The sequence below is a fragment of the Paenibacillus sp. PastF-3 genome, from assembly GCF_029893135.1.
GTDB classification, from domain to species: domain Bacteria; phylum Bacillota; class Bacilli; order Paenibacillales; family Paenibacillaceae; genus Paenibacillus_AQ; species Paenibacillus_AQ nitricinens.
This window is the reverse complement of sequence record NZ_JARXWM010000014.1, coordinates 38,675-63,358: the sequence shown is the minus strand read 5'-3', so window position 1 is coordinate 63,358 and position 24,684 is coordinate 38,675. Positions and strand designations below refer to the sequence as shown.

The window sequence follows — 24,684 nt, the reverse complement described above, 5'->3', positions numbered from 1 at the left end:
ATAAAGTCTTGGCGTGTCATTTCCTGTAGAGTATAGTGATTTGGAAGGTCGTTGTTGGAATGATACGGATTGGATTTTTATTCTCCTCATACCGATTAGTAAGAAAGGGATTGTCCGTTAAAATTGTATTTTTGCCAACCATAATGCCCTGCACATTCCCCCGAAATAGATGGATGAATTCCATATCCTCATTGGAAAACAAAGAAAAAAGCTCCTTACTCGAATTACCTGCTCCCATAGTGAGCTTTCCGTCGATCGAAATTTGGCTGAATATCGTTGTTTTCATTTGGCTTCTCCCCGTCTCTTATTAGCTTTTAAATGCGCCCCAAGATGCTTGAAGGGTCTGTTCTATTTTTTTCAATGCTTGTTCAGGATTGCTCAAGCTCAGCTCGGTCAGACCTGCGTTCAGGGCCTCCCATACATAGATCATGAAGGGGTGCGTTGGCATAGGTTGTGTTTGATCCAAAAGCGACAAAATCATCTTTTTGTTAGGCGCAGCAGAGGCAGCTAGACGGTTCAGCACCTCTTCCTGAGCCGGAATCCGCTGCACACCCAGCGTCCACATGGTTTGGCACTCGTCACTCAGCATAAAATTCGTGAAGGATAAAATATCTTACTCTATGAATAATTTCATATGTAGGGTATTCGCGAAACTTTTAAACTAACCTGCCCGTTTGATTAACAAAAGCAGCCGATCACGTTGAGATCTGCTGTCTTCTTGTTTTTATTGAGCTAACGTTTCCCGTTAGAATTCCTGTAAAACGAAAAATTTGGAGTTTGAATAAAAAAGAGCGCCTCAGTAAGATGGGGTTACGCACGAGGTCATTGCCTCAAAAATCCCATCAGGAGGTCGCTCTACTATGAAGTTTAAAACACAAGAAAAACAAAATCAACTTATTGAAAACATTACCGTTCATCACCTTGTCGTCGGTGTAGATATTGCTCAGGAAGTCCATGTTGCCAGAGCTGTAAGCTTTCGAGGGATTGCACTCGGTACATCCCTGAAATTCAGCAACCATTTAGAAGGCTTCAATCTACTCAAATGCTGGATCCAAGATTTATTACAATCGAACAAGCTTCATAAAGTCATTGTCGGTATGGAGCCCACAGGTCATTACTGGTTAAGCTTGGCTCGCTGGCTGTCTTCGCAAGGCATTGAAGCTGTGCTTGTTAATCCCCATCTTGTTAAAAAGAACAAAGAAAACCGCGACAATACGCCATCTAAAAGCGATCATAAAGACGCGTTGGTCATCGCAGATATGATTAAAAATGGATATTATTCTCCAGTTCGATTTCTTGCAGAATCTTACGAAGAACTCCGTATTCTTATGGCGAATCGAGAAACGGTGACCAAACGTCTCAACAGTGCTGTAAACCAAATTCATCGCTGGGTAGATATTGTCTTTCCTGAACTGCGTCAGGTATTTAAGATTCTTACTTGCACCAGTGCCATCGCTACACTCAGGCTCTTCCCATTGCCGAAGGAAATCAGCCCTTTATCCACTGAACAAGTTCTTACTGGCTGGAAGAAATATGTGAAACGTCATGCTGGCGTCAAACGAGCAGAGCAACTTATTGCACTTGCGAAATGCAGTGTGGGTGCCACGCACGCACTTCAAGCCTACAAACTTCATTTAAAGCAACTCTTAGAAGAGTATGACTTAGCTCAGCGACAACTTGAACAGATCGAGCACGAAGTCCACATTATACTCGAGCGTATTCCTTATGCACAAAAACTGCTTGAAATACCAGGTCTGAATGCTACCAGCTTAGCAGGCGTTCTGGGCGAGGCTGGCGATCTAAGTGGTTATGCGCACGGAAATGCTCTACTACGCCATGCCGGTCTAAACCTAGCTGAAGCAAGTTCTGGGAAGTGGCGAGGAAAAATGGTGCTTAGCAAACGCGGACGCCCCCGTCTACGTCATTTCCTCTATCTCATGACAATGTGTATGGTTATGACCAACTCGGAAGTTCGGGCTTTGCACCACTACAATGTTAAGGAAAAGAAGGTAAAGAAGATGAAATCGATTATGAAATTGATTGGGAAAGTTGCACGTATGCTTGTCTGTCTTGCTAAAAGCGGCAAAACTTATGACTCGACTAGAGTTTTCCTACACGCAGCATAAAGCCAATTGATCCTCACCGGTTCATGTATTCGCAGGATAAAATAGCACGGAGTATCGGGAGACGTTCAACAAAAGGGCTCGGACCCGTTCCGTTAGAAAGACCGACCTCCACCCCTTAGTTAGATGTGACGAAGGAATGAAAGGGCTTGTGACCCGTTGAGACATGGGAGTGAGAATCACTAAGGCGAAATGGAGACGTGCATATATGGAATGATATGGGTATTAAATTAATACCTCTGTTTCCGTATGCCCTTCTATGTCTTCTCGGCCACCTGCTTCTTCTAATCTTTCATCTTTCGCACATTGATTAAGGAGAAATCCTGCGAATTCATGAGCCTGAGTGAGATAATTAAATCATTTCGAGGGAGTTGAATAATATCTTCCATTTTAGTTGTTCAAAATTCGTCGATCAACGAAACTCCTTTTGTAATTCGCATTCTACTATCTCGCAAAAAATCGCGTGTCCAGTCGTCTGGTTGACTCAAATCCCAGCTTTGGTGCATACCGACGAAAACGATAATTTCGCGTAGTCTAAGGAAGAGCCCAAGCTGATCCTTCCAGCCTTCAGGCATATGACGGCCATCCTCTGTATAACCTTGCTCGAAATGTTTAATGAAAAGTTCGTACTGCACCTTCCGTTCGGACTTCGAATCTTCCCCGAATACATACAGCAAGTAATAGAGCTGGATTGCAATGTCTTCGGCATACCAACTGTACTGACATTCGTCGAGCAGCCGATCCATTGACTGGCTGCCTTTGTGTCGTTATTGAGCTATCGTTTCCCGTTAGAATTCCTGTAAACTGAATAATTTGGAGTTTGAACAAAAAAGAGCGCCTCTGTAACATGAGAGTTGGATACGGGTCTACAGCCCTTTTAATCTCACCATTTAGGAGGTCGCTCTACTATGAAGTTTAAAACTCAGGACAAGCAAAATCAACTCATTGAAAACATTTCCTCTTTGCATCTGGTTGTCGGTGTAGATATTGCCCAGCAGACGCATGTCGCTCGCGCAGTGAGCTATCGGGGAATTGCTTTGGGATCGCCGCTTGAGTTCGGCAGCCATGACGAGGGCTTTCGCCTGTTCCGACGCTGGATTCAAGATCTGCTCAAGTCTTACAAGCTGAGCAAAATCATTGTGGGTATGGAACCCACCGGACATTACTGGCTGAGCCTGGCTCGCTGGCTCTCAGACCAAGGAATTGAAGCTGTTCTCGTGAATCCACACCTCGTTAAAAAGAACAAAGAAAATCGCGACAATACCCCATCAAAAAGCGACCGCAAAGACGCACTCGTCATCGCAGATATGGTCAAAAACGGCTACCAGTCTTTTCGGCAACTTGTATAGCTTGCAAAACACCCTTATTCCGAATAATCCTACCTATATACAACAGATATAAATGTTTCTCTGTGCTAAATTCATATTCACGCGTATTAATCCCATTATATACGCAGAAGCCTTTGTTGTTCCCCATCAGATGGCGGGCACGTTTACTTACGTATACAGGGTATTTAATCCGCCGTTTGACCGGGATATGCACAGTGCATACCGTTGGGATTTTAGGATTAGTTACGCCGAGAGCGGAACGAAAAGTATGGTCATGGATAATGTCAACTCGCTCAGAGCCCCTTAGGATAGGGGATAAGCTTTGCCTTGCTCCTGCTCCCTAGAGCTGCAAATAAATAGACCTTATGCCCTCGTCTAACCAGTTCTTCCGTCAGCTCATAAACAATTTTTCCAGTCCCTCCTTTGATGGAAGGTAATGGCTGTGCATTTGGATAGTTCGAAATCACTTGTGCGATTGTTAATTTTTCACTTTTCGGAAATTTAATCGATTTTTTCATACAAACGAGATCCCCCCAGCTTTTACTTTTTAGCATATTGGGTTAATAGACTCTGACAGTCGGACACGAACCTGGAGATGTGAGTATTTTGAATATCAAGCTTCTGAATGCTCGAGTTAATTCTTTCAAGAAGAAACTGCAATTTCTTAAGGTTTTCTTCAGATAAATCCGTGAACATTTTAGGGTTTAGCAGGAAGAAACGGCTGAGAAATGCATCCAATTCCGCAAAATCCTTTTTGGTTAAATTAAGGGGACTAATTTGTATAGATTTCACCAGTGTTTCCGCCTTTTTTTTGCACATTTCCCGACTCCTTTTACGGGGTGAAGCCACAGAATTACGCATAGATCATTTCTCCTTCAAGGATTAACTTGGTGTTCAACCTAATTTTCGAACAGAATATCCCCTTTTTCATAACATACAGTATGAGTTACTTTCTTTTAAAGGAGGAGTGTGCGATGCAAAATAAAAAAAGGAATTCCAAACCTCCAGTCTCCCCCAGAGAGTTAGATAAGCTAGCCTTAATTTCTGCGATACTCCTGCTAATGGCTGCTGTAATTGGCCTATATATCGCTTGGGTTACTCTGAAGTATCCAAACTCGTCATCCGAACTTGTGATTTAGCTGTTCCTCAGGGTAAAAGACCAAGGATACAATAAACTATGCAATAAAACAAATCTTGAGTGGGCACCAATTGACATTCAAGAACGCCGGAAAAGGTCGGTTTTCTAAACTTTTCTGAGCCTCTGGAATGGCATTGTCCATAAATTGAATCCACCGCTAACTGAGATCCATTCTTATCTCTGTCCTTAAGAATTCAGGATCCTCATTGTAGGATGCATATCGCTAACACGCAATAACTATAAACCTCAGAAGTGGATCAGAACTGGCATGTCGGCAGGGTAGAGGCGTTTATACGTCTATATGCATGTGTTATTGTACCGATCCGAACAAGCAGGTTGGCAAACCTTAAATTGTGGCGGCTTTTGGATAGAAGGTTTGGCTTTTTTAGCCGATGATACACCAATTATTTAAGGAAAAGAGCTTCGCTTCTCAGATGAATGGATTATAATAAAACTTAAGTTAAAGTTGATAAGCACATACGGTTCTTAGATTACATGTCCTGTCCTCTAACATAATTATATCGGCTAACGGAACACATTCTTGGCCTATTTCGGCAATCAGTACCGTAAAAAAAAATAAACCGCAATTTATGCGGGTTCTATGCGGAACATACTCTTGTCATCCGACAAAAATGACATTAAAGTGCCCACATTAATGTCATTAATCTCCCTACAATGTGTCTCTTCTCACTTTATCACAGTGCAATAAAAAGTTGATCTTTAACAATGAAATAGATCAACTTTTTATGCAGATTGTAGGTGAACCTCCAATAATAAATATAAGTTCCCATCGAATGGCTAACAGCAGTTATTCTTATTTATCGCATTAATTAATAGTTCCAGACTCTCTACAACCTGTGTTCGTTTGTTCTCCGGAATATCATTCATTACACTCCCGAAATACGAATGAAGTACGGAATTTATATTCTCATGGAGTATCCACCCTTTTTTTGTTAGCCTTAGTTGGACATAACGTCGATTTTCTGGGTCCGTAATCCGTTCAACCCAATCATCGGTTACAAGATTATTTACAGTCCTGCTCATTGTACTTTTATCCAGGTTAAGCACATTGGCCAATTCGATCAGTGATACTTTACCAGCGAGTCCTATATGCTGATATTATTTCTTTGGTATTACTAATTACTTTTAGAGGAGAGATCACTTGAAAATTCTTATTTATGGTGCAGGCACAATCGGGAGTATTTTCGCTGGGAGACTTGCGTTGTCAGGATATGATATCACTGTCCTTGCAAGGAGGACAAGACTTGTTGACCTGAAAAAAAACGGGATGATTCTCGTGAATTCAGGCAACAACCGAGAAGAAATTGCAAAGGTAAATTTGATTGAACATCTGTTGCCAGACAATATTTTCGATTACATAATCGTAGTAATGCAAAAAACACAGATAGTCAGTGTATTGCCGATACTTTCTCAAAATAAATCAAAAAATATTGTCTTTGTAGTCAATACAGCATCTGGTTATGACGAATGGGTTCATGCAGTGGGTAGTGACCGCCTGATGCTAGGATTTCCGTCCGCAGGAGGAGAACGTGTAGACGGCCGGGTACATTACTTTATCGGCAAGGGATTCATGCGGGCTTTTCAGACCACTACATTTTCAGAATACAGTCGCCAAAAAACCGAAAGGCTACAAAAAATAGTAGATATTTTTAACAATGCCGGTATTTCATCAGTTGTAACTAGTAACATGGATATGTGGCAGAAAACGCATGTGGCAATGGTTACAAGTATCGGTAACGCTCTTTATAAATATAATAGTAATAATTTTGCTTTGGCAAAATCATATGCAGATATTAAATTAATGGTTCTGGGGATAAAAGAAGGCTTTGCTGTGTTGACTAAATTAGGCATTAAAATCACACCTTCAAAACTTCACTATTTAAAACTTCCCGTTTTTATGATTGCCCCAATTTTTAAAATTATCATGGGCACAAAGTTTGCTGAAACAGCCATGGCAAAGCATACAGCCGCAGCAAAACCCGAGATGATCTGCCTTCAGGAAGAATTTGATATGCTAATCAAAAAGAGTAATGTGGCTACCCCTTCTATTGATAAGTTACGAAAAAATCTTTTAAAAGAATTGTGTAAGGGGACATGAAAACTGCACCTCCTAAGCATCCCCCCTTAATCAGGATTGTCCTTTTTATTCACGCTTATGTAAGAATTGATTTTTTTAATTAATTCAGGAAATTGATCAGCGTCTGGTGATCTCCAATATAATCAGATAGTGTTGCAGACGGTGCGAATGAAATATTATCGGTTCCCAAAAGTCCAAAGGGGTGCTCCCAAGCCAAGTGGCTACTGGAGCGCCCTATTTTTAGAGTTCCGGAGTCCTATCCACTTGTAGATTTTACGATAACTGCATCGTAGTGATACAAGTATTGTCCCCTTCCGATGTTGTGAAGGAAGAGGTGCTGTTCTTATCATCGTAATCAATCGTTACGTGAAACGTTTGGTCTCGCGGTAGCCAGAGATCAATAAAACCATTGTCATGGGATTTAATAACATCCTTTATTACCACTTTGTTATTGTGGTCGGTTACGGTGACATTAAATGATGTATTCGCCATTTCTCCCTGACACCCAGCCAGGTTATGTATGGCACAGGGATGTGTTTGGCTAACGTAAGGCGCAATTGAAACGAAAAACTCATCCCTCGGCAGGCCGTAGGTCAATTTTTGATCATTATCCGTTGTCACTGTCAGCTGATTTGATGTAATCGAAGCCGATTTGGCTTTGGCATTACCCATGCTGTAGTCATTCACCAATTTTTTAATATCGTTTGTTTGGGCTAGCTTTTCACCAATCGGCTCAGTTTTTCCCCTGTCAGCGATTGTATAGGTGCCCAAAGCTACACCAATCAAAGTTATCGCTATAGCCGTGGACATAAATACTTTTTTATTCATGAAATTTACTACCTTCCTTTTTACATTTAGTGCCGTTTAATATTACATCTTTTGCTCTGGCCAATCTATTTCCAGGGATCAGGAACTGCTGGGATTCAGTTTATAATTTTACTGGCATCATGCTCATAATTCTCTTGTTAAGCATCAGTGTTTGTGATCAGAAGTTACCACATTTATTACTACAGATGTTTTTTTGCCGCCTGAATTTACATTAATGGTAGCCTTTCCTGAAGCAACCGCTGTCACTAATCCACTTGCATTTACCGTTGCTACTTTAGAATTACTTGAAGAATAGGTTATCTTTATTTTCCCGCCTTTGGGTGAGGTCACCGCGGTGGGCTTCAGCTGAAAGGTTTCAGATGGCCTTAAAGGATTAGAAGGGCCTTTGACTGCAATTGAAGTTACTTTTACCGCTTGTGCCGCTTGTGTCGCTGGCGTTAAAGCAGCTGGACTGGTGATTGTTAATGTTAAAAAAGCTACAGATAATGTAGCTGTTAATACACCTTTTTTCAATACCTTCATTCTTAATCTCCTCACAGTATAGCAATACATTTTGGAGAAAGTATGAAGATATGATGTTCTTTTTAAAAATAATTAACGAATCCGAGTGAGAGTGTAGACTTCTTCCAAGTTGTCCAACCAAAAGAAATTGGGCTTCTACTCACCTACCACATATAAAATGTACATTTAAGTGTTACCATGAGAGGGTATTAAAGAGTTGAATTATACTACTAGGAGGAATATTATATGAATGGGTTAAGTGGATTATCAGGTTCAGCTAATATGCCAAAGAACTGTGGAATGGATGGAATGCATACGGGAACAGGAGACAAAAAAATCACCAATCACGAGCATGCTAAAGAACCCATTCAAAACCCAAAGGCAAATATACTGGACGAATATCGTGGGCAAACTATTGATATTAGGTTATAAGAACATCACATACATACCCTAGAGCAAACATATGATTATATCCATTTGAAAAGATATTAGTGACCAACATACAAAGGAGTCCCCATGATATATAGGGGACTCCTTTGTATGTTGAGGAGGAATCTGTGGGATTAGGGAAATGAGAAAACAGACCGTTCTGGGATCTTCTAAAAAACTAGGGGTATCCTGCAGCCATATATGGCTGCTGGATACCCCCTCACCTATTACTTAATTAACCATACTAAGATAACTCTCTTTATCTACTACACGCCGAGCCGTAACATAACGATCTTTGTAGTATCTTTCGGACAACTTGCTTATGCTTACTCCCTTGCTGCTTGAGGAGTGGGCGAATTGATCGTCGCCTAAGTAAATTCCGGCATGGGAGATACCATTACCAAAGGTATTAAAAAACACCAAATCTCCTGATCGTAAGTTCTCTTTTGCAACGGGTGTCCCTACTTTAGCTTGTGACTGGGAAGTGCGTGGAAGATCATCCACATTAAACTTTTTTAGTACATACAGGATGAATCCGGAACAATCGAATCCTGCCTTAGTGGTTCCACCCCATAAATAAGGTGTCCCGAGTACCTGATTCACTTCACTCTCCAGTTTTACCTCACTTGCAAAAGTACTTGGTACAGCTGTTGTGAAAATAACTGCAGCTCCTAGTAAAGATAAAATGACTTTCTTCAGAACCTTGTTCTCCCTTCAATGCCTACGGAGTTAGCTGAGGGTTCGGTTAAAGGTTCCCTATATTCTCTTGCTCACAAGAATAATTCACCCGGAATGGTTCCCCCGTTTTCAATACGAAATTCGGCAGTTGGTTAATATTTTGTAACTAATTACACTTTAATATATCAAGAAATCGCCTGTCAATGCTTTCACAAATTTTATACTTTTATTTTTAAACTACATAGTTTCTACACTTTTTTAGTGTATAATGCAGATTTTCGAGCTTTAATTACGCAAAAACCCTATTTATATAAGTAACTATTTTTCTATTGTCCATGCATTATCCCTTTTTCTTTCTATCAAGATAAAAAATAATGGTGCTCAATAAAAGAAACAAAATTGTAATCATTAACTTGAATTTAGTGTCCATTAGATTAACATATCCATAGCCAATGAGTGTCTCAAGTAGCAACGATGGTATTTTACCTATCGCAGAAGCAACTATAAAACTTGAAAAGCCTACTTTGGAAATAACGCAGATTAGAGTGACTAATGATGAAGGAATTAACGGCGCTGATCGGACAATTATTATGCTAAAAAACTGACGCTTCGGACTTAATGATTGAATCTGGGACTGCCATTTGATGGTTTTATTCGGACGATATTTCTCCTTATAAGTTAAGGTACCTTTGCGATAAAGAAGATAAGAGACGGCTGCCCCTAAAACTTCTCCGATCCAAGAGAGAAGAAACCCGGGAACCACACCAAAGACTAACATATTCACAGTCGTTAGTGCCACTGATGGAATGATTCCTACAACACTTATGACCACATTTATCAATAAACTTATGAGGACTGCCCAGGCTCCCCATACCATCAGCCACCGCATGAGTAATTCTGAATCCACTCCTAGGTATTCCATACTTCCCCTTCACTTTCAATCCACGTAGTATACCTATCTTCTAAACGAATTCTATACTCTATATCTTCAACTCTATTTTCCATCTATTGATACTCCTTCTCCAATCTCTTCTACAAACTTTCCACATATGATAACTCTTGCAGTAATTATATAAATGGAGGGAATTAATCAATGAACATGACTCATTACATGTCCCTTCTTATGGACAGCCAGCCGTGGAATCTGATCATCTTTATGGCAATCCCCGTCATTTTTGCTGAGACTATTACAGTAACCGAGTTCTTTATCCTTTTCAACAAAAACGTCCAGGGTGGATTAAAGGCGTTTAACCGAATCTGCAGTATTTTGGCCGGTCTCTACTTTACAGGAGTTTTCTTGTATCTCTTCCCGACAGCTTTTGTCCCTCTGACCGTAAATGGAGAGTGGCATTCCTGGGTAGACGTAGTCGCGGTTGGATTTTACCTCAGTGGCGTATTCTTCCTGCTGCCTCTGGCTCTTTTGGAGCTTGGGCTTATCGGCCGTAAACGTTCGGAAGAAGGAAAGCTCAAGCTTCACTTTATTCTCGTCAGCGGGTTTCTCGTTGTTGCACACATCGCCATGATCTTTGGGATGGTTAATCCTGAGATTGTAAGCGGAATGGCTGGTATGAATCAGTAATAAAGAAAGATTGCAAAAAGACTTCGAAGATATACTTCGAAGTCTTTTTTTATAGAAAACATCGAATGTAGGTGTCACAAACTTTTGTTTTTGTAAAGGATTTCTGTATCGCTAAATCATTATAGTTTTACTCGTTGTAAGCGAAGGGCATTTAGAACTACGGATACAGAACTTAGTGCCATAGCTGCTCCTGCGACCCAAGGAGCCAAGAGACCGATAGCAGCAATAGGAATCCCCAGTGTATTGTAACCAAGAGCCCAGAACAGATTCTGGCGGATGTTCGTCATTGTCTTGCGGCTCATATAGATGGCATCAGGTTTTGTCTCTATGCCCAAAGGATTGAAAACACCTTGGTTAAAAGGGGAATACAGGGGAATTGACAAATTCGTTCATAGCAGTTGGATTTCAGGTAGCATTGCTTCACCCTGTTCCATCTCGCCTGATATAGCTACACTCTTATTTCCTTTGAATATAATAATTTCGTCTCCTGTTAAGCTCCCTATGGAATCCGTCACTACATCGCTACCATCAATGATAAGGTCCCCTTAATACAACTTTCCTTCTTTTAATATCCATTCACCTGGGAATTTCTCATTAATCAATGCCATCGCCATTGAACTGTTGGATATCATTTTTTGCGAAGCAATATGTTCTATTTGAGATTCCATTCCAAGAATAGCGTATGTACCTTGTGAAATCGTCAGTAGCAAAGTAACGGTGGAAATAAAGAGCATTAGCTTTCGCGATAATTTCATATCAACCCGCCTTTTAATATTTCTTCCCTGAAAGCTTTAGAAAGAATGGATTATCAAACAGTTATAAAGAACATTACAAATCCTTTAGACCCATGAGTTCATTATTCGTCCTCTCTAGAAACAAGGAACTTATATCCCACTCCCCGTATGGTTTGTTAAGGACTATATTCCAAACCTGCACTGTTAAGTTTTTTTCGTATGTTTTTTATATGGGTATAAACAATTCGGTATCCTCCCCTATAATCAATTCCAAACATTTCCTCTACCAATTCTTTACGGGTAAATACACGTTGTTTACTCTTTGCAAGTGTAACAAGTAATACAGTCTCTTTTTTAGTTAAAGGAATGGATGTTCCCTGCATATAAAGCTCGTTATCATCTAATCGTATTTTCATATCCGACGAATCCATAACATGTAATTCTGTTAGAGGAACTTGTGAAGCTTGTATTAGGGTTGATCTGCTCAATAAAGAATTCATTCGGCTTAACTTTCCTGTAAATGAAAAGGATTGACCAAGTAACTGTCCACCCCAAAACAACCCACTTTATCCAATGTTGCTTTGCCCGCAGAAAGCTCAAGGAGTGGTATCCATTTAGTATCTTTAACGATTTCGAGAACATGGGATTCTTCTATATCCGGCAATAAGTCATCCAATAGGATGATATTAAAAGAATGCTTTTTCACCATAGTTAACGCATAACTACACGTTGCTGCTACCTTTATCGAAAATCCTTTTTCCAATAAAAAAATCCGAAGCAAATTTCTGATATTTCGGTCACTATGAATAATTAATACTCGATGATTAGTCATCATACTCAATGGTAGTTATGATGTTCGGAATGAAAAGAAAGCAACGAATAAAATTGTAAGAACTAACTCATATCAACAAATTTAGAGAATCAATAACGGTAACCAAAATAAAACCATTGGTTTACTTCCTTTATAAAAAGCTCTCTTTTATCATTTCCATTGTAGAAGGATTATGTGTGGACTCAATGTTGAAAGAATGTGATTTTTATGGACTTATTTCTAGTACATTTCGTCGCTCAACTTACTGACAAAATTTGCCTACAGCAAATAAAAATTCATTTTGTTCTGTCATCTTATCTCTCATCACTAACCCTATTTTCCACTCAGATATATGAAGAAAATATAGTTTAGACTGGAATCGTTGATTCTACAAGGTTTTGGAGCTAAGAAATCGTCAGCCTTTGATAAATAAGTTATAGACTGATAACCTAGAGGAAGGTATCCGTAATGCGACCGACACTATTAAGAGAAAATAAAAGTAGCCTGAGCATGAACTGTTTTTGGCATACAGTTGGACGTCCGGCGGCCAGAGACCCGGTCCGAATCCGGAAGAACCACTAGGTACACAAGCGGAAACTCTTCCTGAAATTAGATGGACACCAGTAAAAAAACAGCACGAGAAAAACTCTTAAACTGCCGCTAGTTTATTCATCTAATCTTTCCGTTAGTTGAATGAAATTACTGTTAGGAATCCTTTCGACGATGATAAATTACCGGCGAGGCGGCACTTTTCAGCCATAGGTATGCGTCACTTCCGCCAGGATTGGAAATCCAGATATTCGTGTCTGTATAATGGTATTTTCGTATCCAAATCAATTTATCGACGGAATGAATGTAGTCGGGACCGTAATCGCCATATCCTTCTGGTGGAATTGTAACCTTGGTGGTTTGTTCGCCTGATACGGTATCCACAATATATAAAGCTGGCAAAGGGAGTTTAGAAAAATCATTTGACCATTCCGCTTCTTTAACCCGAGAGACGTAAATCGTATCGTCGTCCTTCCAAGCAAAATCCAAGTCGGCGTAATTCTCCGGTGTATAAGTTGTAAATGTAGGGAATTCCTTCGTCATTAAATCTTTCTCCTTAAACCCAAACACAAGTCTTCCCCCACCTGCAATATACGCTAAGCTGTCTTTCGAAGGTGCCCATTTCGGACGTCCGACTTCTAAAATGATTTCATCCAATACTTCAAAATGACGACCATCGGATGAGATCGCGCAAACCATATTGCTGTCCATAGACCAGGATGCTGTTGGTGATACAACAAATGAAAGCCAGCTGCCGCTCCGCGAGAAAGAAAAATCACTGGGATTGACCGCAATGATTTTTGAACCGTTATTTGATATCTCATTCGATAGCCTATAAAATTTTTCGACGTTCTCCAAAGAGCTCGCCCCCGCCCAATTCTTCGGCAGTATCTTCTTATAAAGCGTCGCTCCCATTCAACCTTCCGGTGTGAGGTCGCCATTTTTTGATAGAATAAATCCGCTGCCGTCAGGAATCCAGACATATTCATCTACTCCAATTGCAGCGTTATTAAACTTCTTCAAGTCTGAAACATTGAGCACAGTACTGTATTTATAGGCAAGAATACTACCGTGGGGAGTCCACCTCGACAAATACCCTTTATAGATTTTTATTGTTTTTTTGGTGCTAACATCATAGATCTTAACGCTCTGCTGAGGCGGATTTTCTCCATCTTCTTCAACATAGGAAAGTAACACTCCATCAGCGGACCAATCTAGGCTCAAAGCCTTCCCCGAACTAGATACCTGGCTCTCCGTACCATTTACATACACCCTACGTTGCCGTTCCGAATAAAAGCGACTTTCGCCGGTACCTCTATTGTCCGTGAACTGTATCAGACGGATGAAATACCATAATAAAGAGGGCAATCGTAATAACTATTTTTTTATACCAATATGCTCTCACCTACTTCATTTCATTTTTCATTAGGGATGCCCTGTTTTATGTATTTTTACTCAAGTTGAGTTACTAACATTTCCAATTGATATAGCAAAAAGAGGAGCTGCCGAAGCATGCCCCTCTTTTCTTAGACCTTTTTAATTAAGATAACTCATTATTCAGCCCGGCTTAATGTGATTTTTTCACTACTCGTTCTCAGTGAAAACTAAGAACTTGTATCCAACTCCTCTTATTGTTTGTATAGGGTTATATTCTAAACCCGCACTTTTCAGTTTCTTACATATATTTTTAATATGAGAATCTATAACACGTGTCCCCCCATCGTATCCGAATATACTATCTATCAGTTCATCTCTGGTAGATACGAATTGACTGTTCTTAGCAAGGGTAGCGAGTAACTCCATCTCCTTTTCAGTTAGTGATACAACAGTCTCATCTATTTGAATCTCTCTAAGATTAAAGTGTAGCTTTATCCTCGAGAAATTCAACGTATTTGCCATTGAAAAGGAAGTTTGTGTCATCGCTACCCGGCGTAATAAAGCATTCATTCGGGCTAACAATTCTTCCAAATCAAAAGATTTGGTTAAGAAATCATCCGCACCGATCCGAAAACAACGAACTTTATTCTTGAGTTCTGTACACGATGAGAGCATAAGAATCGGTATAGTGTCTGTTTCTCTAAGTATTTGGCATACTTGGCATCCATCCATATCCGGTATTCTGGCATCCAATAGGATAATATCAAAGGGATGATTTTTTATCATCGCCAGCGCTTCCTGACCCGTAGTTGCTTCTATTATTGACCCAATAAGTAAAAGCGGATCGAATTTCTCGTAGCCCTGTATTATCTACAATTAACACTCGATGTTTAAACACTATTCTCACCTACCATACATTCTAGTTCCTGTACATTTTTATGCCTTTGTATTGAAGATATAATTTAGACACTAGGATAGTACACTTAGTTAATGGATAACTTTCCGATTTCTTTTTTCAATTGTTCGTTTTGCACTTTTATCTCATTATAGTCTTGATGAAGACTCCAATCTGATTGTGACTGATTAGAGCCTCCAACTTGACCATGCGTCCTCCGCATCCCAAACATCATAAATATCATCATTAACGAACAAATTAACAACAGCAGTATTGACCAATCCATCTTAAATTCCTCCTCAGTATTATCTTCTCATGTCGTTTATTTATTTCTAAGAATATGATTTATTTAGACAAATGGCGGATTTTTTTCAATTGTTCATTCTGCACTCTTAGCTCATTGTATTCTTTCTCAAGACTCCACTCTGATTTTGTTCCGTTTGAAAAAGATCCTTGACCATGCAACATTTTCATCCCAAACATCATCATTAGCGAACAAATCAACAACAGTAATAAAGACCACTCCATCTGTATACCTCCTCTGTATGTTGCTTATGTTGATGTTTTTATTGTAGATGAGTTATGTGTGGTTATAATTCATGCTCCTTACATACACCACAATACGTTTCACCGCTGATCAAGTGAACATTTAAAGACATCCGGTTTAGAATTGCTTGATGGATAAGTTTCTTTCTGAGCAAATATTTCTCGTTTCCCCAAAAGATGATCTTTTTAGAATTATAAACAAACCAGGAGGGAGATAAATCAAATGAGGTGGGCTCCTTGTTCTTTTGCCATATCTCCATTAATGTTATCAATCCCGCAAAATGCTCTTCATCCGGTAATAATCTTCCTCCGTGATTTCACCTCTTGCAAAGCGTTCATCCAAGATTCTCTCTGGAGTATTGTCAATAAATCGTGAATTCCCATTGCCCCCAACCCATTTTATCACCAAATAGATTACACCTACGATCAGTAAAAAATTGATGACTAATCCAAATGTTCCGAACCCAGAGCCATAACCCATCATCATTTCCTCTCATCCTTTCATCGAATTAATGGAAGACGAACACAAACAGTAGTTCCCTTTTTATTCTCACTTTCAACATGAATAGATCCGGCATGAGCATCCACTATGGCTTTAACAACCGCTAGTCCTATTCCGGCTCCGCCAGTCTTTCGATTCCTTGATTTCTCCCCGCGGTAGAAACGTTCAAAGATATAGGAAAGTTCACCTTCAGGTATTCCCATTCCGGTATCGGATACGATGACTACGCCCTCTGCTTTCTCTTTTAACACTTCAATATGAATACTTCCAGAACTCGTATATTTGAATGCATTGCTTATCAGATTTACGAATACCTGAACGAGCCGCGAACGGTCCCCTGTGATCCAAACGTCATTTGTACTTATCAGGTCAGCTGTAAGTCCTTTATGCCTAAACTGGCTGGATACTGTATTTAACGACATCTCAACAATATCGTTAAGAGATACGATCTCCGTCTTCAGCTGAACCATTGGATTCTCTACTGCAGCCAGATTTTCCAAATCACTGATGAGTCGAACCAGTCGCAGGACTTGATCATGACACACTTGAAGCTTATTCGGCGTCGGTTCCCATATGCCATCCTGAAAAGCTTCCAAATGGCTTTGTATAGTAGTTAAGGGCGTTCGCAGCTCATGCGCCACATCAGCAGTCAGTGATTTCCTTAACTGATCTTGCTTTTCCAACCCTTCAGCCAAATGATTGAGCGCACGCCCCACGTCATCAATCTCTGTATTTTGATTTATAACTTCAACCCGGGAAGTGAGATCTCCCTCTCTCATTCGCGAAGCGATATCTTTAATCTCTAAAAGAGGCTTGCTAATGCTTTTGGCCATATAGCGGCTAAACAGATACGTCCCGGCAATAACGAGAATCATTGCGGCCCATAACAATGTATTAAACATTCGCAGAAACTGCTGATTTTGGCTTTGCGATGTTTCGTTCACTGGTTGAAATTCCAATGTCCCGACCTGCTGATTGTCTTTTACGATTGCTTTTGTAATGGTGTCTTGCTTAGGCTGGGAATTCACTTCTCTTTGCATCCCCATTTGGCTAGTGTCCCAAATCAATTGGTGGTCTTTGTCATATACACGAACGATATATTCACTAACCATCGCCTGGTGCGAAATCATCATCCATACATTTGTATTCCATTGGCTGGTTGACTCATTATAAGCTTCTTTTAGAACTTCCAGTAACGTTTGTATTTCCGCCCGCTCCTGGTTTTTCTGATATTGGTTGAACGAAACATTCATTACTATGTTGACAAGCAGGACAATAGACAGAAGCGCAGCAAGAGCCACACCGGCATGGGATATAAGAAGCTTTCTGCTCAATCCGCCTCTATTTCTCATCCGGACTCACCAAGAATTTATATCCCACTCCAAATACTGTACCGATAAAAACAGGGTGTTTAGGGTCATCGCCAATTTTTTGTCTAATATTCTTGATATGAACATCGATGGTTCGCTCGAATCCTTCAAAGGTATCACCCTGGGTAAGGTTAACCAGTTCAAGGCGTGAGAACACTCTCTTCGGATGCTTCGCTAAAATTTCCAGCAGCTTAAACTCCATATGGGTAAGGGATACGGGCTCCTCGTGAATTCTCACCTCATAACGTTCCAAATCCATTGTTAAACAGCCTTGCGCATATGACAGCAGTGACATATTCCCTTGTTCCCGCTGATTGGTTCTTCTTAAAAGACTAATCACCCGGGCGAGCAGCTCTCTTGGGCTGAATGGTTTGGTAATATAATCATCGGCTCCAATCATGAGCCCATTCACCATATCGTCCTCACTGCTCTTTGCAGTCAGCATGAGTATCGGAACGTTCGATGATTTACGTACCATTCTGCATACTTCCTCTCCGGTCATATCCGGAAGCATCAAATCCAGCACGATCAGATCGGGCTGTAAGTTTTCAAAAAGATGAATCGCGCCTCTTCCTGTATCGGCTTTGTACACAATATAATTATTCTTTTCCAAATAAGCCTTAATGACCTGCAGGATATTTTCTTCATCATCCACCACTAAAATTTTCACGAACTTCATCACCTGCTTTGTTGTTAAAATGAGACAGACCTCATTTCTATGAGGTCTTATCTTATCATGATCGGATTAGAAGTTCATCATACCCCTGCTATATTGAGAATTCTGCATCATTCCTGAACTTCCCGTACCGTTTGAAGTGCTGCAATTGTCATGCATTTGCTTGATTTGGTCCTCTGACAGGTTTGGGTGCATTTGTTTGGAAAAGGGTAGCATTTTTTCGAAAAAACTGCTGCCGTTAGTATCATTGTTTGCTGTTGCAGCGTAAGCGCCAGCGGTTCCAATCCCCATAACAAGTACCAATGCTGATAATCCAATCCAAAGTTTCTTCATTTGTATCTCCTCCTTATAGTTACACTATATAAGAGAGTTATGAAGAACAAATTTGCAGCTTATGAAGAAGTTATGAAGATAGCAAAAGGATATGAACACGAGAAAGAAGCCTTTCACTCAACTTTATCCGGTGAAAGGCTCATTTAACTAAGGAGGGGACTAATGTTGGCGCATTGCGTACATGTTTGACATTATGTTTCTTCAAATCAGTTGTTCTATTCGATAATTGTCTGCTGAATGAAACTGAAGTTATAAATACTAAATTTAAAGCGTCGTCTATCAATGTGATACCATTGCCTCCGCCTTTGTAACATGTATGGTTCCGGTCGGATGCTCTGGTGGCGCGTAAATAACATAAACTTTTAACGGTATATTTCCAGTGTTCGTTAAGTTATGCCATTTGCCTGCAGGGATCAATATGGCATAGTTATCGTAGACCATTGTCTCAAAATCCAGCTTATTTTTCGAGTCACCCATTTGAACGAGACCCTGGTCCTCTTCAATTCGGATAAATTGGTCTGTATGAGGGTGTACTTCTAAACCAATGTCATCTCCAACCGGAATGCTCATAACTGTAACTTGAAAATATTCTCCCGACCATAATGCAGTTCGAAAGGTATTATTCAGTTTCGTTACTTGCTCAATGTTGATGACGAACGGTTTCTTTCCGTAATCCAGCTCCTAGTGGAGTCCCGCATGTTCATAATTATAATGTAGAAACCTCATTTAATGATCAGCATGTTCACCTAATTAGAGGTACAACAGGGCCCGCAATTCCTTTGGTAGGAGGCAGTCATTACCATCACTTTGAAGGGTATACAACAGTAAACGGCAGGATCCCACACTCCCATAGGTATAGAGAGAAAACTGGCGATGAGGAAGGGCACTGATATCAAACGAACTTATGAAAAACATACATCAGAACTTAAACATGATACTCAGGCATGTATTCCTTGAGAATTAGAAGTAAGTACTTGAACATTCGAATGGGAGGCACAGCATTTCGACCATTATCTAGGCAATATTTATTCTGTAATTCTTCATGGACAAAAGAAAAATCTACGAGGTCATTTATTTGTCGTAGCATATTATCTTTAGGTACGACGATATCGTAAAACGCCATAAATGGACTGAGGTTAAGGGATTGTTGGTTTGAAATCATCCGGGTCACCACCTAGAATTAATACAATAAATATACAGCAAAACAGGACACCCTTCCTCGAAAAGATCGAGGAAGGGTGTCCTGAAATGGAGTTTTCATAGCCCTCTAAAAGACGCCCGTATAATTTGAATTTAAAAAACATTAGAGGAGCGTAGCGAAGGGGGAATTTGGAACTGTAGGAGCGAAAGCGACCGCCTTTGTCTCCGAATTTCATCCGCGAACAGCGGTACAATTCAAGAAATTCTTACGACAACAGCGGCCGGAAGTCCAAATATTCCCCGTAGTTACAACTGACACCTTGGATGTATAGTCTTTAGAGAAATTAGTATTGGGACTTTTTCAGTGGCCTCGATATTCTTCGAAGTCTTTTTTGAAATCATCGAAAGTAGGAGACACGTAACTTCTGATAACCAAAGGGATACCAGACCCGCTTCATGTTTATAGCTTTACACGTTGTAATCGAAGAGCATTTAGAACTACGGATACAGAGCTAAGTGCCATAGCCACTCCTACAACCCAAGGCGCCAAGAGTCCAGCAGCAAAGAATAACCCAGAGTATTTTAACCAAGAGCCCAGAACAGATTCTGGCGGGTCTTAGTCATTGTCTTGTGGCTCATATATATGGCATCAGGAATACTCGTCAAGTCACCTCGAATCAGAGTTACATCTACTGCCTCCATCGCAACGTCCGTTCCAGTATTCATGGCAGGATAGTTTAAAACTTTCACGAATATACAATCAAGATAATACCTTACTTACAACGTTCATAAATTAGAGCATGTTTAATAGTGCTTAAGATTAGCCAAATGAAAGTAATAAAAGAAAATAAGGAGCGATTTCGTATGAATAACCTACAGGAAAAGGTATTGTTAATCGGTGAATTAACAACAGAATCAATTGTCAATGAATTAAAGATATTAGATAAGGTATATATAAATAAACTATTAAGTTCTTCTCCTGATAATTGGAGAGATGCTAAACAGAAAACAAGAGAATATTTCACATGTTTTTATGAAGTTGACTGAAAGTGCTATTCTTAGATGTTGCGACGACGAATACTTCGAAGGCCTAAGGAGAATATGTACCGCAATGAAACCATATTTTCACAAAGTCTATGTGTATGAAGATAACTTGAAATACATATTCAATTCTGACGTCGAGCTTGAACTTGATGATGAAGAGTATAAGAAAGAACGGGAAGCAGGCAAAACACAACAGAAATTAGTTATAGATTATCTTATCAACTGCGGGGTTGAAATTGTTCCTTATAATCGGAGATTAGAAATTTCAGTATCAACTAGAGCCTTTTTAAAAGAAACCACAAAAGGATTACTTTTTAGGTTATATGTAAACAATGAACAGTTATGGTCAAATGAAATTGATAAGCTCCTCTCCCTTTTTTCAGACTATCTTAAGAAAACGAAGGGATTCAACGTAAACCTAGATCAAATGAATACTCAGAATGGTGTAATATACTCTTTTTATTGTGATGATCAAACGTTGGATTCAGAGAACTTTGAAAGATCATTCACTGAATTCACTGACTTTTTAGAAGTTTGTGCAAATGATGTTAATCAAGCAAGTAGTATGCTATTGGATGCAAATTTATCAAGTAAATGAGATGAGTAAAATTATAAGTAAATATGCTAGAGAAGCAAAAAGATTAGCAATAGATATTAAATATGAACAAGAATCAAAGTTGTTAGCTATTAAACATAGATTGCATTCTGAAATGATTGACCTGGGTTCACCAGATCCAATCAACAGCATGGTTACAACGACAAGACCAGACTCTTTCTTAGATATTACAAGTCCTGACTATCTTAATGGATTCATTAGTAACGTAGATACAGTAAACATTCACAACCCACAAATCCTCTCCAATGTAAGGGGAATTATAGCAAAAGAAATAAATGGAGGTTTAAATTATAATGATTTTGATGAACAATTATTAAGAATATTCAAAGATAAAACGTCGTCAAAGATAGAGTATTTAAATTTAAAAACTGCACTTGATGAATTGAAAGATGAAACAACTCCTGAAACTAACAAGGTTACCGCTATGCAAAAAATCAAGGAATTCACAGTGAAAGCAGGATCAAGTATTGGACAAGTGGGACTGAATTTATTGGAAAAGTACATTGAGAATTTACTTCTTGGCTCATAAATCTTAATCAGTGAGTCCCAACATCCATACACTGCTCTTCTACGATGTGCCTGAGGAGTCCTTTAGGGCAATTTAAAGGAGAATAATGCCCCCTCCTAAGCTCAGTTTAACCGATCAAGATCCAGTTTAATTTCTGATTTTTATTTCGCAGGTGATGGATGTCGGAAATGCAACAAACTCTATAGGACTTCGTGCTTCCTACAAGTATGAATACATATTCTTAAAAATGAAAAAAGCTGACAACCGGTTCAAAACGGGAAGTCAGCTTGTTATTTGAAAGCCCTCTTAGATCGATTGCATCATTTTGCTCATATCGGCACCTTGCATCATTTTGCTCATGTCTCCGGATTGATGCATGTCTAATAACTGATCTTCGGACATATTAGGGTGCATCTCCTTCATGAAGGGAAGCATGTCCTTCAGGTGGGATGTTTCATCTCCCGCTGCATATACTGCTGTTCCAATACCCATCGCTAATATAACTGTGCTAAGACCAATCCAAAACTTCTTTCTCATTTAGTATCTCCTCCTATATTTTCTTCTTCTCTGAATAAACGGGGATGAATGAAGTTCAGAAATAAATATTTTTGTTCAAGGAAATCCCAAAAGTTAAATGACAGCGTCAAGTTCATCCGCATTTTTATTACCGCCTGGGTTAAGTACTTCAACCATCACCCGGTTAGGAATACAAATGATCTGCTGATGAGGCTTCGAAATAAAGCCCATTTGTAAGGCGATTTTTTTGGGACAATCAGAAAATATCATCTGGATACCGTAATCAAATACCTTCAAGGTATCATGTCCGTATTTAGTTTGGATATCGATAATTTGCTCTTCCTTTGTTAAATTGACGGTCTTATATGTTCTGCCATCCACCGTGATTTGGGCAACTAACTGGCCTTGAACATACGTATCATTCCGTGAATCAAACCATTTCACTCCGTATATCAAACCTACAATGAAAAGTACGATACCAATAATCACAACGTCTCCACGTTTTATGTTCTGCAACGTCCTTACCCTCTCGCTTTGTACTCATTCATTGAAAATCAATATGAACTCTATATCAGCTTAGGGTGTGTAACTAATACCATTCGGAGTTGCACCTACATTAACCTGGGAGATCACCTTGTTTTCTTGGTTATCTATGACGCTGACGGTATTGTCAAACATGTTCGTTACATATATGCGGATATTATCCGTACTTGTTACGACACCATGAGCACCCTTGCCGGTTTCTATGGTTGCAACCACTTGCTGTGTACTCAAATCGATTTTGGAAATGCTGTTTGAAGGGTTTTCCTCTGTACCTTGATTGGCAACAAAGGCATATTGATCATCTGACTGGATAAAGACTTGTGCAGGGCCTGCACCAACAGGTACTTTCACACTACTACCTTTTTCCAAATCCATTATGGTAACTGCATTTTCAGCGTTAAGCGTAACAACCAAGGTTTGACCATCACTTGTTATACCTGTTGTAACAGGAGTCTGTCCTGCCGTAATCTTCTGTTCTTCTTTCATCGTTTGGAGGTTTAACACGCTGACGGTATCTTCCTTCATATTAGCAACATAAGCGAATTTACTATCTGCAGAAACTCTAAATCCATGCGGTCCCTTTCCCGTAGGAATTGTTGTTACCTGTCCATATGTCTTGGCATCAAGAACCGTCACATTATCATCTTCATTATTGGAGATCAGGATATACTTATTGTCTTCTGTAAATACGATATGTGCAGGGTGTAATCCCACCTCTACCTGGTGAATCTTATTGTTTGTTGCTGTATCATAAAATACCGCAGATCCGTTCATGTCATGATCGGAATTATGATTATCATCACTCTCACTCATCTCCGGCATTTCGGGGACTACCGTTACTCCAACGGTTTTTCCATCGGGTGAAATCTGAACATTGTGAACGGCTCCATCCATTTGAATGGTATCTAGTACTTTATTGGTGGCTGCATCTATCTTCGAGATGCTGCCTCCTTCATTCGCTGTATAATAGACTCCCCTTTCTTCCAAGGCTCCTTCTCCTGGGGAGGGTTTATTCGACTCTACAGTTTGACTATTAGCAGCTGGTAGTGCAGAGTTCAGTTTCGTACTTGAACCATTACCACATGCTGTGAGTCCTACTGCAAGAATAAGGATAGACAGACCGATTATCATTTTTTTGTTCATAGTATAGTTATGCCCTCCAACTAAAGTAATTAAGGATCATTTTATGTTTCTCTTTCGCATCATTAGCGGCATCAATATTAAATGTGAGAGCGGGCAAATAAGTAACAGGCTGTATGTTAAGATATTGCTAGATGCCCCTTTGGAAGAATTCGCTACAAGCATAATCCCTATAAGAACAATAGGTAGGATGCAGCATAATTTCATAAACCAACCATGTTTTTTTATTTCACCGTGATCATGACCGTTATCCTCGTGGGCTTGTTTTCCATGATTGTGATTTCCACAACAACTCATTCCTAATTCCCCCTTACGACTGCTTTATCTTTTAACCCTTGCACTTCTTTTTGCAATAAATCATTTTGTGCTTTTAAATTCAATAATTCTTGCTGTACCTCACCAGCGGAAAGTTGTTTCTTATGAGGACCATGGCTGTGTCCACCTCGCATACCAAACATCATAAATATCATCATTAACGGACAAACCAGAGCGATTAGCCAAGACCAATCCATATCGTTACCTCCATAAAAATATGATTTGTTATAGTCTCATTGTAGGGAATGACTATGTAGAAAATATGTAGAAACATTGGGTTAATCATAAAGATAGAAAAAATTCACAAATATTTATTAACAAGAAAAGAACAAGCTGTAACCCGGTTTTTCCGAAGTCAGCTTGTTCT

General features: G+C 39.7%; 33 protein-coding genes, 7 pseudogenes and 1 riboswitch. Of the genes and pseudogenes, 10 read left to right on the top strand and 30 right to left on the bottom strand.

The window, feature by feature from the left end:
- Window positions 1-16 precede the first annotated feature (16 nt).
- Together M2444_RS23950 and M2444_RS23945 are read right to left on the bottom strand one after the other, a co-directional pair.
- Complete coding sequence (locus tag M2444_RS23950; RefSeq protein ID WP_280788237.1) at window positions 17-286, bottom strand: dihydrofolate reductase family protein; 270 nt, start codon at window positions 284-286, stop codon at window positions 17-19.
- Window positions 287-307: 21 nt separating this feature from the next.
- Entirely contained in the window at window positions 308-565 is a 258-nt protein-coding gene (locus M2444_RS23945; RefSeq protein ID WP_280788236.1) for a hypothetical protein, read from the bottom strand.
- A gap of 295 nt (window positions 566-860) precedes the next feature.
- Between M2444_RS23945 and M2444_RS23940 the strand changes: the two genes are divergently transcribed.
- Window positions 861-2,126, top strand: coding sequence for an IS110 family RNA-guided transposase (locus tag M2444_RS23940; RefSeq protein ID WP_094874725.1), 1,266 nt, complete (start codon window positions 861-863; stop codon window positions 2,124-2,126).
- A gap of 395 nt (window positions 2,127-2,521) precedes the next feature.
- Here M2444_RS23940 and M2444_RS23935 read toward each other — a convergent pair whose 3' ends face one another.
- Window positions 2,522-2,869 (bottom strand): hypothetical protein, encoded by a 348-nt coding sequence (locus M2444_RS23935; RefSeq protein WP_094874726.1) that lies wholly within the window; start codon window positions 2,867-2,869, stop codon window positions 2,522-2,524.
- 162 nt (window positions 2,870-3,031) lie between these two features.
- Between M2444_RS23935 and M2444_RS23930 the strand changes: the two are divergent.
- Window positions 3,032-3,454 (top strand): annotated as a pseudogene (locus tag M2444_RS23930) (IS110 family transposase); the annotation flags it as partial.
- Here M2444_RS23930 and M2444_RS33500 read toward each other — a convergent pair.
- Both M2444_RS33500 and M2444_RS23920 read right to left on the bottom strand, forming a co-directional pair.
- Window positions 3,441-3,969: pseudogene (locus tag M2444_RS33500) on the bottom strand (glycosyltransferase family protein); the annotation flags it as partial. The pseudogenes M2444_RS23930 and M2444_RS33500 overlap by 14 nt on opposite strands.
- 22 nt (window positions 3,970-3,991) lie before the next feature.
- On the bottom strand, window positions 3,992-4,270 hold the full coding sequence (locus M2444_RS23920; RefSeq protein WP_143812462.1) for a hypothetical protein: 279 nt from the start codon (window positions 4,268-4,270) through the stop codon (window positions 3,992-3,994).
- A 155-nt stretch (window positions 4,271-4,425) separates the two neighbouring features.
- Between M2444_RS23920 and M2444_RS23915 the strand changes: the two genes are divergently transcribed.
- Window positions 4,426-4,590, top strand: coding sequence for a hypothetical protein (locus tag M2444_RS23915; RefSeq protein WP_179281782.1), 165 nt, complete (start codon window positions 4,426-4,428; stop codon window positions 4,588-4,590).
- A 797-nt stretch (window positions 4,591-5,387) separates the two neighbouring features.
- On the opposite strand, the gene M2444_RS23910 is transcribed toward M2444_RS23915, so the two are convergent.
- Window positions 5,388-5,699 (bottom strand): MarR family winged helix-turn-helix transcriptional regulator, encoded by a 312-nt coding sequence (locus M2444_RS23910; RefSeq protein WP_094874728.1) that lies wholly within the window; start codon window positions 5,697-5,699, stop codon window positions 5,388-5,390.
- Between the two features lie 52 nt (window positions 5,700-5,751).
- Between M2444_RS23910 and M2444_RS23905 the strand changes: the two genes are divergently transcribed.
- Window positions 5,752-6,708: a ketopantoate reductase family protein gene (locus tag M2444_RS23905; protein WP_094874729.1), complete on the top strand. Its 957-nt coding sequence runs from the start codon at window positions 5,752-5,754 to the stop codon at window positions 6,706-6,708.
- Between the two features lie 252 nt (window positions 6,709-6,960).
- Here M2444_RS23905 and M2444_RS23900 read toward each other — a convergent pair whose 3' ends face one another.
- Both M2444_RS23900 and M2444_RS23895 read right to left on the bottom strand, forming a co-directional pair.
- The gene (locus M2444_RS23900) at window positions 6,961-7,515 is read right to left on the bottom strand and encodes a CueP family metal-binding protein (RefSeq protein WP_094874730.1); all 555 of its coding nucleotides are present in this window, start codon (window positions 7,513-7,515) and stop codon (window positions 6,961-6,963) included.
- A gap of 144 nt (window positions 7,516-7,659) precedes the next feature.
- The gene (locus M2444_RS23895; RefSeq protein ID WP_094874731.1) at window positions 7,660-8,037 is read right to left on the bottom strand and encodes an Ig-like domain-containing protein; all 378 of its coding nucleotides are present in this window, start codon (window positions 8,035-8,037) and stop codon (window positions 7,660-7,662) included.
- A gap of 225 nt (window positions 8,038-8,262) precedes the next feature.
- Here M2444_RS23895 and M2444_RS23890 point away from each other — a divergent pair, with 225 nt between their 5' ends.
- Window positions 8,263-8,448 (top strand): hypothetical protein, encoded by a 186-nt coding sequence (locus M2444_RS23890; protein WP_094874732.1) that lies wholly within the window; start codon window positions 8,263-8,265, stop codon window positions 8,446-8,448.
- 228 nt (window positions 8,449-8,676) lie between these two features.
- On the opposite strand, the gene M2444_RS23885 is transcribed toward M2444_RS23890, so the two are convergent.
- Window positions 8,677-9,144, bottom strand: coding sequence for a C40 family peptidase (locus M2444_RS23885; protein WP_094874733.1), 468 nt, complete (start codon window positions 9,142-9,144; stop codon window positions 8,677-8,679).
- Window positions 9,145-9,148: 4 nt separating this feature from the next.
- Window positions 9,149-9,280: riboswitch (cyclic di-AMP (ydaO/yuaA leader) on the bottom strand.
- Between the two features lie 183 nt (window positions 9,281-9,463).
- Window positions 9,464-10,045, bottom strand: coding sequence for a TVP38/TMEM64 family protein (locus M2444_RS23880; protein WP_094874672.1), 582 nt, complete (start codon window positions 10,043-10,045; stop codon window positions 9,464-9,466).
- Window positions 10,046-10,216: 171 nt separating this feature from the next.
- Here M2444_RS23880 and M2444_RS23875 point away from each other — a divergent pair, with 171 nt between their 5' ends.
- Window positions 10,217-10,702, top strand: a complete 486-nt coding sequence (locus M2444_RS23875) for a DUF6803 family protein (RefSeq protein WP_094874673.1) — start codon at window positions 10,217-10,219, stop codon at window positions 10,700-10,702.
- Between the two features lie 119 nt (window positions 10,703-10,821).
- Here M2444_RS23875 and M2444_RS23870 read toward each other — a convergent pair.
- The 14 genes and pseudogenes from M2444_RS23870 to M2444_RS23805 all read right to left on the bottom strand — a co-directional run.
- Window positions 10,822-11,016, bottom strand: a pseudogene (locus M2444_RS23870) (hypothetical protein); the annotation flags it as partial.
- A 231-nt stretch (window positions 11,017-11,247) separates the two neighbouring features.
- The gene (locus M2444_RS23865) at window positions 11,248-11,457 is read right to left on the bottom strand and encodes a hypothetical protein (protein ID WP_094874674.1); all 210 of its coding nucleotides are present in this window, start codon (window positions 11,455-11,457) and stop codon (window positions 11,248-11,250) included.
- A gap of 155 nt (window positions 11,458-11,612) precedes the next feature.
- Window positions 11,613-11,936, bottom strand: a complete 324-nt coding sequence (locus tag M2444_RS23860) for a winged helix-turn-helix domain-containing protein (protein ID WP_094874675.1) — start codon at window positions 11,934-11,936, stop codon at window positions 11,613-11,615.
- 5 nt (window positions 11,937-11,941) lie between these two features.
- Window positions 11,942-12,268, bottom strand: coding sequence for a response regulator transcription factor (locus M2444_RS23855; protein ID WP_341136375.1), 327 nt, complete (start codon window positions 12,266-12,268; stop codon window positions 11,942-11,944).
- A gap of 684 nt (window positions 12,269-12,952) precedes the next feature.
- Complete coding sequence (locus M2444_RS23850; RefSeq protein WP_143812229.1) at window positions 12,953-13,654, bottom strand: hypothetical protein; 702 nt, start codon at window positions 13,652-13,654, stop codon at window positions 12,953-12,955.
- Between the two features lie 57 nt (window positions 13,655-13,711).
- Window positions 13,712-14,020 carry a hypothetical protein gene (locus M2444_RS23845; RefSeq protein WP_143812463.1) on the bottom strand — a complete coding sequence of 103 codons (309 nt, stop codon included), beginning with the start codon at window positions 14,018-14,020 and terminating at the stop codon, window positions 13,712-13,714.
- A 360-nt stretch (window positions 14,021-14,380) separates the two neighbouring features.
- Window positions 14,381-14,992, bottom strand: coding sequence for a response regulator transcription factor (locus tag M2444_RS23840; protein WP_256990066.1), 612 nt, complete (start codon window positions 14,990-14,992; stop codon window positions 14,381-14,383).
- 164 nt (window positions 14,993-15,156) lie between these two features.
- Complete coding sequence (locus M2444_RS23835; RefSeq protein ID WP_094874680.1) at window positions 15,157-15,354, bottom strand: DUF2933 domain-containing protein; 198 nt, start codon at window positions 15,352-15,354, stop codon at window positions 15,157-15,159.
- 59 nt (window positions 15,355-15,413) lie between these two features.
- A complete protein-coding gene (locus M2444_RS23830; RefSeq protein WP_094874681.1) occupies window positions 15,414-15,596 on the bottom strand; it encodes a DUF2933 domain-containing protein in 183 nt (60 codons plus the stop codon).
- Window positions 15,597-15,882: 286 nt separating this feature from the next.
- Window positions 15,883-16,101, bottom strand: a complete 219-nt coding sequence (locus M2444_RS23825) for an SHOCT domain-containing protein (RefSeq protein ID WP_094874683.1) — start codon at window positions 16,099-16,101, stop codon at window positions 15,883-15,885.
- A 14-nt stretch (window positions 16,102-16,115) separates the two neighbouring features.
- Entirely contained in the window at window positions 16,116-17,468 is a 1,353-nt protein-coding gene (locus M2444_RS23820) for a sensor histidine kinase (RefSeq protein ID WP_094874684.1), read from the bottom strand.
- Window positions 17,458-18,165 carry a response regulator transcription factor gene (locus tag M2444_RS23815; RefSeq protein WP_094874685.1) on the bottom strand — a complete coding sequence of 236 codons (708 nt, stop codon included), beginning with the start codon at window positions 18,163-18,165 and terminating at the stop codon, window positions 17,458-17,460. Before M2444_RS23815 ends, M2444_RS23820 begins: the two co-directional genes overlap by 11 nt.
- A 66-nt stretch (window positions 18,166-18,231) precedes the next feature.
- Window positions 18,232-18,495, bottom strand: a complete 264-nt coding sequence (locus tag M2444_RS23810) for an FAD/FMN-containing dehydrogenase (RefSeq protein WP_094874686.1) — start codon at window positions 18,493-18,495, stop codon at window positions 18,232-18,234.
- A gap of 279 nt (window positions 18,496-18,774) precedes the next feature.
- Window positions 18,775-19,170 (bottom strand): annotated as a pseudogene (locus tag M2444_RS23805) (cupin domain-containing protein); the annotation flags it as partial.
- On the opposite strand from M2444_RS23805, the pseudogene M2444_RS23800 reads away from it, so the two are divergent.
- Window positions 19,170-19,385 (top strand): annotated as a pseudogene (locus M2444_RS23800) (YmaF family protein); the annotation flags it as partial. The pseudogenes M2444_RS23805 and M2444_RS23800 overlap by 1 nt on opposite strands.
- A 71-nt stretch (window positions 19,386-19,456) precedes the next feature.
- On the opposite strand, the pseudogene M2444_RS23795 reads toward M2444_RS23800, so the two are convergent.
- Both M2444_RS23795 and M2444_RS23790 read right to left on the bottom strand, forming a co-directional pair.
- Window positions 19,457-19,657: pseudogene (locus M2444_RS23795) on the bottom strand (transposase); the annotation flags it as partial.
- A gap of 438 nt (window positions 19,658-20,095) precedes the next feature.
- Window positions 20,096-20,364: pseudogene (locus tag M2444_RS23790) on the bottom strand (heavy metal translocating P-type ATPase); the annotation flags it as partial.
- A gap of 135 nt (window positions 20,365-20,499) precedes the next feature.
- On the opposite strand from M2444_RS23790, the gene M2444_RS23785 reads away from it, so the two are divergent.
- From M2444_RS23785 to M2444_RS23775, 3 genes are all read left to right on the top strand, one after another.
- Complete coding sequence (locus M2444_RS23785; protein ID WP_094874495.1) at window positions 20,500-20,682, top strand: hypothetical protein; 183 nt, start codon at window positions 20,500-20,502, stop codon at window positions 20,680-20,682.
- A gap of 64 nt (window positions 20,683-20,746) precedes the next feature.
- A complete protein-coding gene (locus M2444_RS23780) occupies window positions 20,747-21,277 on the top strand; it encodes a hypothetical protein (protein WP_094874494.1) in 531 nt (176 codons plus the stop codon).
- Entirely contained in the window at window positions 21,222-21,824 is a 603-nt protein-coding gene (locus tag M2444_RS23775; protein ID WP_143812437.1) for a hypothetical protein, read from the top strand. The genes M2444_RS23780 and M2444_RS23775 overlap by 56 nt, the downstream gene beginning before the upstream one ends.
- Window positions 21,825-22,109: 285 nt before the next feature.
- On the opposite strand, the gene M2444_RS23770 is transcribed toward M2444_RS23775, so the two are convergent.
- The 4 genes from M2444_RS23770 to M2444_RS23755 all read right to left on the bottom strand — a co-directional run bounded on the left by M2444_RS23770 (window position 22,110) and on the right by M2444_RS23755 (window position 24,514).
- Window positions 22,110-22,340, bottom strand: coding sequence for a hypothetical protein (locus M2444_RS23770; RefSeq protein WP_094874492.1), 231 nt, complete (start codon window positions 22,338-22,340; stop codon window positions 22,110-22,112).
- Window positions 22,341-22,433: 93 nt separating this feature from the next.
- Window positions 22,434-22,835, bottom strand: a complete 402-nt coding sequence (locus M2444_RS23765; protein ID WP_094874491.1) for a NusG domain II-containing protein — start codon at window positions 22,833-22,835, stop codon at window positions 22,434-22,436.
- Between the two features lie 60 nt (window positions 22,836-22,895).
- On the bottom strand, window positions 22,896-24,005 hold the full coding sequence (locus tag M2444_RS23760; RefSeq protein ID WP_094874490.1) for a YncE family protein: 1,110 nt from the start codon (window positions 24,003-24,005) through the stop codon (window positions 22,896-22,898).
- Between the two features lie 296 nt (window positions 24,006-24,301).
- Window positions 24,302-24,514 carry a DUF2933 domain-containing protein gene (locus M2444_RS23755; RefSeq protein WP_094874488.1) on the bottom strand — a complete coding sequence of 71 codons (213 nt, stop codon included), beginning with the start codon at window positions 24,512-24,514 and terminating at the stop codon, window positions 24,302-24,304.
- Window positions 24,515-24,684: the final 170 nt, after the last annotated feature.